Here is a 9,047-nt window from a genome sequence, read left to right on the forward strand (position 1 = left end):
GTCCCCAGTCCCCAATCCCACCTAATACGGCGGATAAGCAAAATCATCTTCATCGGCATAAACATAAGAATTAGAAACTCCTGCCATTGCCAATTTAGGCGTTTCTGATTTTACAGGTTCCTTCCCAAAATCTTTGTATTCTTCAAAAGTCTTACAAATCATTGCAGACTCAAGAGAATCCGAAGCAATTAAATATTGGGTTAAAGTCCCTACCGTGGGATGTTTGTAGTCTACAGTTGAAGCGACTAGAACAGTATTTGGTTCAATACCTCTTTCTTCACAGTCAATTATCGGGCAAAAAATACCGTGAGCATGGAATAAAGGCCCTTTTGGTGTTAAAGGTTGCTTCCGGTAAATAGCATAAGCTTTTTCTAGTTCAGCAACGAATCCACTAACTACTTTACCTTGTTGATATTCGCAGTAGGTTTTGCTGAAACTTGCTCCAGCAGCACCATTAAGAGTTAGTTGTAATGGTGATTCATGTAAAAACTTTTTATTTTCACCCACTATAAAAATTAGATAGCGAGTAAAGGTTTTAAATTTAAGTTTATCTGCTAAAAAAGCATCATAATTTTCTTTGAGCGTACCCAGTTTTAGACCACTTTCCCGGTCTTTGACAGACAATGGCCCCCGACGCACTAAAACCAAGTTTGGAGTGTTGCTAATAAAGACTGTTTCGACTCCAGAGCTAAATTCATGCTCTACCTGCTGCCAATTATCATCTGGCACAAAGCCAACAGCATTAGCATTATCTAGTTTTATCGCCAAACCGTGGGATTGCATACCATCTGTGCCATACCGAGGATTAATCATCTGACACCAAGGGATGACTTGAGAAGGCGGTGCATTAAATTTCTCGTCTTCAAAGTCGAAATTAGCAGATGCTTTCATCGTTTTAGGCTATCAAAGTGTTTTATTGAACAAGTTTATCGGCAGAACGCTGAATCCTGAAGACCCAGAAGAAAAGCGTTGGTACGAGCATCACCCGTCCCTTACCTGTTGCCCTCAAAATAAGGGCGAACGTGCTGTCAAACTGGCATGGTAGTTTTTCCAGAGTAAGGCAGAATCAATCTATGTTGCAATCCCTGTTTCGTTTTGTAACAACAGATCCTTATCGACGCAGCCCGCCGCAGGTATCGCTACATCCAGATATTATTGAGGTCTTTAGAGATTTCTGATATCAAAGTTTCAACAGCTAAAAGATTGGCAAGGCAAAGTGCAAGGGTCGTTTGAACGTTACTCCCTGGTTTCGTAAAGCAGTACTAAAAAAATTTCTATGGTACTTATCTAAAAAAAGTAATATTGCTGAGTTTAGCGTGTGGGATAATGCTAGTTCGCAGGGGAAATTATTCCTAACAAGTATAGTTTGTATGCATCTTAAATTTCAGGACACACAAGCGACTACCACTGAACAATTAAACTCTACTGAACAGGAATCTCATAGCCAGCCATCTAGACCTTCTTCGGTAGCAGAGGCAGTGGTTAAAATGCTAAAAGAGATGGGAGTAGAGTATGCCTTTGGGGTTTCGGGAGGTGCGATCGCACCAATATGGGCTGCGTTACACCAAAGTTCCATGCAGGTGCTGCACTTTCGCCACGAAGCTGGAGCCGCTTTTGCAGCAATTGAGGCTTACTTTGCTAGCGATCGCCCGGTTGTGGTATTCACTACTACAGGGCCGGGAATCACCAATGCTTTGACAGGATTGTTGGCTGCCCGTTGGGAGGGAGCTAAGGTAATTTTCGTGTCAGCTTCGACCTCTGCACCACAGCGCGGACGGTGGGCTTGTCAAGAAACTAGCAACTACACCATGCCTAGTGCAGGTATTTTTACTTCGGGAACAATATTCCATTATGCGACAACCCTAGAATCCAGCAATGAACTTCCAGAGGTTGCTCGCAGGATTGCTCTTGGTATAGGACAACCTGGAGGATTTGTAGCTCATATCAGCATTCCGGCAAACATCCAGACAAGTTGTGTAAATACATCCTTGCCACGAGTAACTTTCTCTCAGGCTGCGGCAACAGCAAGTGAGGAGACGATAGCCGAATGTGTTCGCTTACTTTCTGAGGAGCCGTTTGCAATTTGGGTGGGCTTTGGGGCACGGGGTGCAGGAGAAGAGATTCGCCAGCTTGCTGAAAGAACAGGGGCTGCCGTAATGTGTTCGCCACGAGCTAAGGGTATTTTTCCTGAAGATCATCCTCAGTTTGTAGGTGTTACCGGCTTTGGTGGGCATGAGTCTGTTTTCAGATACATGAGAGAGCAACATCCAAGGCAAATCCTGGTATTAGGAACACGTCTTGGCGAATTTACCTCCTTTTGGAACCCTGTGATGATTCCCAGGCAAGGCTTTTTGCATGTTGACATCGACCCGGAAATACCGGGAACTGCATATCCATCGACTGAAACTTTCGCCATCCAGTCGGACGTAAGAATCTTCCTGAAGAGTCTGCTGAAGAACTTAAGAGAAAATACTGGCCGCTCACAAACAATAGTGCTGCCTCAATTCAAACGCGATGTCATCAAGCCACGTGCGGTTGGTCTAGTGCGACCAGAACTGCTCATGGATGTGATTCAACAAGTGATTGTTGATAGAAGCGATGCAGTGGTAATGGCAGAGTCAGGTAACTCTTTTGCTTGGGTAATTCATCTGCTACGATTTACCACACCAAATCGTTACCGGATCGGCAACGGATTTGGTTCTATGGGGCATTTTGTCACAGGTGTAGTAGGTGCTGCTTTGGCACGGAATGGCAAGGCTGTTGCCATTGTCGGAGATGGTGCCATGCTGATGAACAGCGAGGTAAACACGGCTGTAAAATATCAAATTCCTGCCGTCTGGATTGTACTCAACGATGGGCGTTATAACATCTGCGAACAGGGGATAGCATATCTAGGATTCAATAATGTAGATGCAACGATTCCACAGGCAGATTTCGTCAAGATTGCTCAGGGAATGGGAGCAGAAGGTATTCGGGTTGAAAAAGAAACTGACGTTCAAGTAGCACTAGAAAAAGCGATCGCGGCGAACGGCCCATTTGTGATTGATGTAATCATAGATCCCACCCAAATAGCACCCACTCAAAGTCGTAATCTAAGCCTGATTTTACAGGGCGCTACCAACTATTAAGATAAGATAACAGAGAATTTTTTATATGGTGCATTTCCCAGTAGGTATTCGCTCAGTTGCACTAAGTTTTCCAACTATTAGACGTACCAATAACTATTACGTAGAAAAGTACCCTGAGCTAATAGCTCAGACTGAACAAAAAGGACTAGCAAGGCTCTTTTCGCTGACTGGAAGCACTCCAAATAACGAGTTTGATCTGGAGATGCTGCCTTATCTTTCAGATCCATTTCGTGGTACTGTTGAGCGCTGGCTGCTTGGTCATGACGAGTCTTCGTTAACCTTGGAGTATCGCGCGGCAACAGATGCCTTGAATGCAGCTAAACTTTCAGTTAATGATATTGATTTGATGATTGTGGCCTCAGTTTGGCCTGAACAAATTGGATTTGGCAATGCCGCCTTTCTTGCCCGTAAACTCGGTCTTGTGGGTGCTGCATGGAATCTTGATGCAACCTGTGGGAGTACACCAGTTGTACTTCAAACTGCCTCTGCTTTGGTACGAGCGGGAGAGTATCGCAATGTACTCGTAGTTATTTCGTGTTCTTACTCTCGCGTTTGTGACGAGCAAGATACTGTGTCTTGGTTTCTTGGTGATGGTGCTGGAGCCTTTGTAGTCAGTTCACTCGAAGGAAATCAGGGTATCCTGGGCACTAAGACAGTTCATACAGGGGCGCTGTGTGAAGTAGTATCTACTGAACTGACAAAGGATGAACAAGGAAATTCACGACTTCGCATACAGACTGGTAAGGATGCAAAGGCTCTACGCGAAACTGCTGCGGAGTTTCTTTCTATATGTTGTGAGGGTGCGATCGCATCTGCTGGTGTAACGTTAGAGCAAATCGACTTTTTTCTTTTCAATACCCCTACTGCTTGGATGACACGCTTCTGCACGCGGCTACTAGGTATTAACCCAGAGCGCACGATCGATCTCTACCCTCTATATGCAAATATAGGGCCAGTACTGACTGTGGCAAATCTCTACCATGCGGCACATTTGGGTAAGATTCACGAAAATGACTTAGTTCTCATTTATGGTTCTGGTGCAGCAGGTGTTGCTTCTGCAAGTGTAATGCGCTGGGGTAATGTGGCGTTAGCCCCTCACCCTCTTGAAAGTTCTAAATTAGCAAAAAAATCTCTCTAAAAAGGAGCGGAATTTCTTACTGGCATCTTTATAAATAAAGGAGTTAAGCGTGCAAAGACGAATTATAACAACAGGATTTTTGCTGTTATCTTTGATATTTCCACTCAAAGTATTAGCAAAAGATTATGATAATATTTATGTTTTTGGAGACAGTTTGTCTGATATTGGTAATGTATTTAATGCCACTAATGGAATTATTCCTCCAAATCCAACATACTATAATGGGCATTTTTCTAATGGCCCAATTTGGGTTGATTATCTTGCCTCCGATCTAGGATTAACATTAAACCTGAAAAATAACTTTGCTTTTGGTGGTGCGACTACAGGAACTGAGAATATTGGTTTGGCTACTTTACCAGGATTGCAGCAACAGATAAATAACTTTGTAGCAGGAAATGAAACTGCCGATCCAAATGCTCTATATATTATTTGGGCTGGTACTAATGACTACTTAAGTTACTTTTTCGATGGTGAGCCAAATCCTAGCAATACAGTGGCAAATTTATCAACAGCGTTGACATCACTTGTTGCTGATGGTGCTAAAGATATCATGGTCGTCAACTTACCAGATTTGGGAAAATCGCCTTTTGCAAATTTCACCAGTGAACGTTCCAACTTATTCAGCACATTTAGCAGCGAACATAACTCTAGCTTGAATACAGAACTCCAAGTTTTGAGCCAACAATTAAGTCCTGATATTAACATTATAGAACTGAATGTTAATTCCCTATTTGATCGGATCGTTGCCGCTCCAGAGGAATTCGGTTTTACAAACGTTACTAACTCTTGCCTTAGCGAAGACTTATCAGTAGTGCCTATAGATATTCCCACACAACAGGTTTCCTGTAACCCTAAAGAATTTTTGTTTTGGGACGGAGTACATCCTACAACTACTGCTCATAAGCTAATTGGAGAATTAGCATTCTCAGCACTTCAGCCAGTACCAGTACCCGAAGCATCTGCTGGATTAGGAATGCTAACATATACCATTTTAGGTGCAGTTTCGCTATTGAAACGCAAAATAAATAATTGAATTAGTACTTGTTCGCCATCTGGCTTGACTTTGTTTTATAATTTTAATATTAAGTCTCCTTTAATACTCAACTGCTCCTAAAGTTTTTAAAGTATCCTTCTGAGACTCAGTTAACCCGCTTATGCTAGAGATATTCATTCCCTCATAAGGATTTTTACTTTTCAAAGTTTTCAAACATTCACCTGTTTGTACATCCCAAATCTTAATTGTCTCATCTTCACTACAACTGACCACAGTCTGACCATCAGAACTAAAGGTAACTGACCAAACCCATCTAGTATGTTCTAATAGAGTTCTTAAACACCTACCTGTGCTAACATCCCAAAGCTTAACTGTTTGGTCTCCACTGCCACTCGCCAGTATGCGACCATCAGAACTGAAAGCAACTGAATATATAGTATTTGTATGACCTTGCAAAGTTCTAAGACACTGACCAGTAGTGACATCCCAGATTTTAATCGTTTGGTCTCCGCTACCGCTAGCTAGCATACCACCATCTGAACTGAAGCCAACTGCCCAAACCCATTCGGTATGACCTTGTAAAGTATGAAGGCATTTGCTAATGCGAATATCCCAAAGTTTCACTGTTCCGTCATGACTACCACTAGCTAATACATGACTATCAGGACTGAAGGTGACTGACCATGTTCTACCACTATGTTCTCGTAAAATATTGAGGCATTGACCAGTGCTGACATTCCATATTCTTATTGTTTGGTCATCACTACCACTTGCCAAAAAATAGCTGTCGGCACTAAAAGTAACTGATGTAACTCGATTACTATGTCCTTTCAATATTTTAAGACATTTACTATTATTTATATCCCATATTCTTATTGTTTGGTCTTCGCTACCACTAGCAATCAAGTGAGAATCAGGGCTAAAAACAACTGATGTAACTCTCCTATCATGTCCCTGTAAAGTTTTGATACACTTACCAGTCATAGCATTCCACACTGTCACTGTTTGGTCATTACTACCACTGGCAAGGAAATTATCGTTTGGGCTAACAGCAACTGACCATATCCCATTATTGTAACCCTGGAAAGTCTTAATGCATCGACCAGTACTGATATTCCATAACTTTACCGTTTGGTCATCACTGCTACTAGCACAGATATTTTGATTTATACATATTGCTAACGACCATACCCTACTTTTATGTCCTTGTAGAGTTTTAAGACATTGGCCAGTCACGAAATCCCATACCTTAACTGTTTGGTCTTCACCGCAACTAACAAGAGTGCTACCATCGACGCTAAAGGTAACTGAATGTACCAAGTCTGTATGCCCCTGCAAAGTTTTAATACATTTACCAGTATTTGTGTCCCAAAGTTTAACTGTTTGGTCATGGCTAGCGCTAGCTAGTGTATTACCGTCAGGGCTGAAAGTGACTGAGTATACCCACTGAGTATGGCCTTCTAAAGTGTGAATACATGAATTGCTGTTAATATCCCACAGCCTGACTTTATAGTCATCATTTCCACTTGCTAACACATCACCTTTTGGATTAAAGGCAACAGACCATACACTACAACCATTTTCTTGTAATGTTTTGAAACATTTGCCTGTACTGATATTCCACAGCTTCACCGTTTGGTCATCACTGCCACTAGCAAGAACCTGATTGTCAGGACTAAAAGTGACCGAACGAACCCCACCAATATGACCCTCAAAAGTTTTTAAGCACTGACCAGTACTGATATCCCACAGTTTTATTGTTTGGTCATTGCTACCACTGGCAAGAACTTTGCCGTCGGGACTAAAAGTAACTGACCAAACCCAACCAGTATGCCCTTTACAAGCCATAAGTTGCTGACTATTGGCAACTTCGTACAAGCGAATTTCTCCATTGGTATCACCAGTAGCTAAAAGTTTACCATCCGGGCTAAAAGCTACCGAAAAAATACCACCAAAGGTTTCAATAAAAACACACTTAGCTAGATGGGCGCGAGCAAAATTTGCATTATGCAACTTTACATTCTGCAAATCGGCTTGCCAAATAGTTAGATAAGAAAAATCATAATTGCTGAGATCGGTTTCTAAAGAACAAAGGAGGTTAAAGACATTTCCTGCTGTATAACTTTGTTCTAGAGGGGATATCTCTCGTAGCGTTGCTAAAATTTGAGCTAAGTGATTTTCTAAGTTTTTTTTACTTCTAAAAGCAGTAAGCAGCCCATCTATAACTGGTTTAATTATGAGGCTAATTTGAGTATCCCTGACATATTCTTTTGCTGTGGCTTTTGTTAGAGCTTTACTCCTGAATAAATCAATATTCTGGGTGACAATCTCTTCACAGACTTGTTCTATCAAACTATTAGTCACATATTCCATCACCACAGGCTGGAGGGTAAAAAACGATCCAGTTTTATCAATGAGCGTAGGCGTAGCTTTTTCAATTAGCGATCGCCTCCCCAGCGATTCTACAGCCTCTAATAATTTTGATTGTGCAACTGGTGATATAATATCGTCTCGCAATTCTGAGAGTGTAAGCGACTCACGATTAATCGCCAGCCAGTACATAATATCCTTTTCTAAATCTGACAAGCGCTCAAACTGCTGCTCTAAAACATCACGAATGTCGCCAAAAACAGCCGTGTCTTGTTGCAAAAATTCAGTGACATTACCACCAAAAATATCTTGAATGGTTGTAGCAACTATCTTTAAGGCCAGTGGATTGCCTGCGTAGCGCTCAATCATTACTTTCCATTCATCCTCTACCGCAGATAGCCCTTTGAGTTTTAAGATTTCTTGCCCTTCTGCTACCTTCAAACCACTTAATGGTAATGAGCGAACAGGTATTGCTTGTCCTTCAAGTAATGCTACTTCTTTCGGTTTTTCACGACTAGTCAGTATTAAGCAGCTTTGGTGAGTTCCTTCTCCTATCCGTCTTAAAAGCTCACCATATTCCTCATATCCTTCTCGATAAAGTCCGGCGCGGCTACCACTGCGGAGAATTGACTCTGCGTTATCAAGAATCACCAAACAGCGATGATTTTGCAAATAATAGAGGAGTCTCGATACCCGATCGCTAAAGCTTTCTGGTAAATTGCTTTCTGTTTCCTGCTCATCAGATAAGAATTGGATCAGGTTACTTAGAATAATTTTAACAGGTGGGGCTTCTCGTAGCGATCGCCAGATCACATACTCAAAGTTATCCTGAATCTGTTGAGCAAGCTTTACAGACAGCGCTGTTTTCCCAATCCCTCCTATTCCTAATAGGGCAACCAATCGGCAGTGTTCGTTAAGAATCCATTGCTCTAACGTAGTAAGTTCTTTAATCCGTCCATAAAAAACTGAGTTAAAGATAGCTTCTCCCCAATCTAGACGATTATTTGAGCTTGAATAGTCACTTTTATCTATTTTTAATTGAAAAACTGAAAAAAGCTTTTCAATAGTCTGTTTATCAACGCCTCCTTCCCGATTCAATACTTTCGATATGGTAGCGGAATATAACCCAGAGAGGGCGCTCATTTCTTCAAGAGTATACCTGTTTCCAAAATTTTCTTTTGCCTCTGACTGATGCTTTGCTTGCTTAATTTTCTGCAACCCTTTGCTAGTAAGTGCAACGCCACGCTTGCGTCTCCAATTCTGTAAAGTCATGTATTAACTCACTATTGGTGTAACCACCTTTAACTAAAAGGAATTATCTATAGGATTACTATTTGATTTGGGTGCGACTCTTTTAGGAAGACGGAGAATAGAGTTTAAACAGGTATTGCAAGAGTCGGAGGGGTAATAGAACAAC

6 protein-coding genes are annotated in these 9,047 nt (G+C 41.7%); 4 read left to right on the forward strand and 2 right to left on the reverse strand.

Annotation, left to right across the window (positions count from 1 at the left end; genetic code table 11):
- Nucleotides 1-21: 21 nt before the first annotated feature.
- Nucleotides 22-891, reverse strand: coding sequence for a DUF5895 domain-containing protein (locus tag CDG77_RS32215; RefSeq protein WP_094333273.1), 870 nt, complete (start codon nucleotides 889-891; stop codon nucleotides 22-24).
- A gap of 25 nt (nucleotides 892-916) precedes the next feature.
- Here CDG77_RS32215 and CDG77_RS38760 point away from each other — a divergent pair, with 25 nt between their 5' ends.
- From CDG77_RS38760 to CDG77_RS32230, 4 genes are all read left to right on the forward strand, one after another.
- Nucleotides 917-1,045 (forward strand): hypothetical protein, encoded by a 129-nt coding sequence (locus CDG77_RS38760; RefSeq protein WP_262985188.1) that lies wholly within the window; start codon nucleotides 917-919, stop codon nucleotides 1,043-1,045.
- A gap of 325 nt (nucleotides 1,046-1,370) precedes the next feature.
- A complete protein-coding gene (locus CDG77_RS32220; protein ID WP_094333274.1) occupies nucleotides 1,371-3,128 on the forward strand; it encodes a ScyA-related TPP-binding enzyme in 1,758 nt (585 codons plus the stop codon).
- A 25-nt stretch (nucleotides 3,129-3,153) separates the two neighbouring features.
- On the forward strand, nucleotides 3,154-4,266 hold the full coding sequence (locus CDG77_RS32225) for a 3-oxoacyl-ACP synthase III family protein (RefSeq protein WP_094333275.1): 1,113 nt from the start codon (nucleotides 3,154-3,156) through the stop codon (nucleotides 4,264-4,266).
- A 49-nt stretch (nucleotides 4,267-4,315) separates the two neighbouring features.
- A complete protein-coding gene (locus CDG77_RS32230; protein WP_094333276.1) occupies nucleotides 4,316-5,299 on the forward strand; it encodes an SGNH/GDSL hydrolase family protein in 984 nt (327 codons plus the stop codon).
- Between the two features lie 60 nt (nucleotides 5,300-5,359).
- On the opposite strand, the gene CDG77_RS32235 is transcribed toward CDG77_RS32230, so the two are convergent.
- Nucleotides 5,360-8,902 (reverse strand): NB-ARC domain-containing protein, encoded by a 3,543-nt coding sequence (locus tag CDG77_RS32235; protein ID WP_094333277.1) that lies wholly within the window; start codon nucleotides 8,900-8,902, stop codon nucleotides 5,360-5,362.
- Between the last annotated feature and the right edge of the window lie 145 nt (nucleotides 8,903-9,047).

Origin of the sequence: Nostoc sp. 'Peltigera membranacea cyanobiont' 213 (assembly GCF_002245975.1) — a bacterium.
GTDB lineage: Bacteria > Cyanobacteriota > Cyanobacteriia > Cyanobacteriales > Nostocaceae > Nostoc.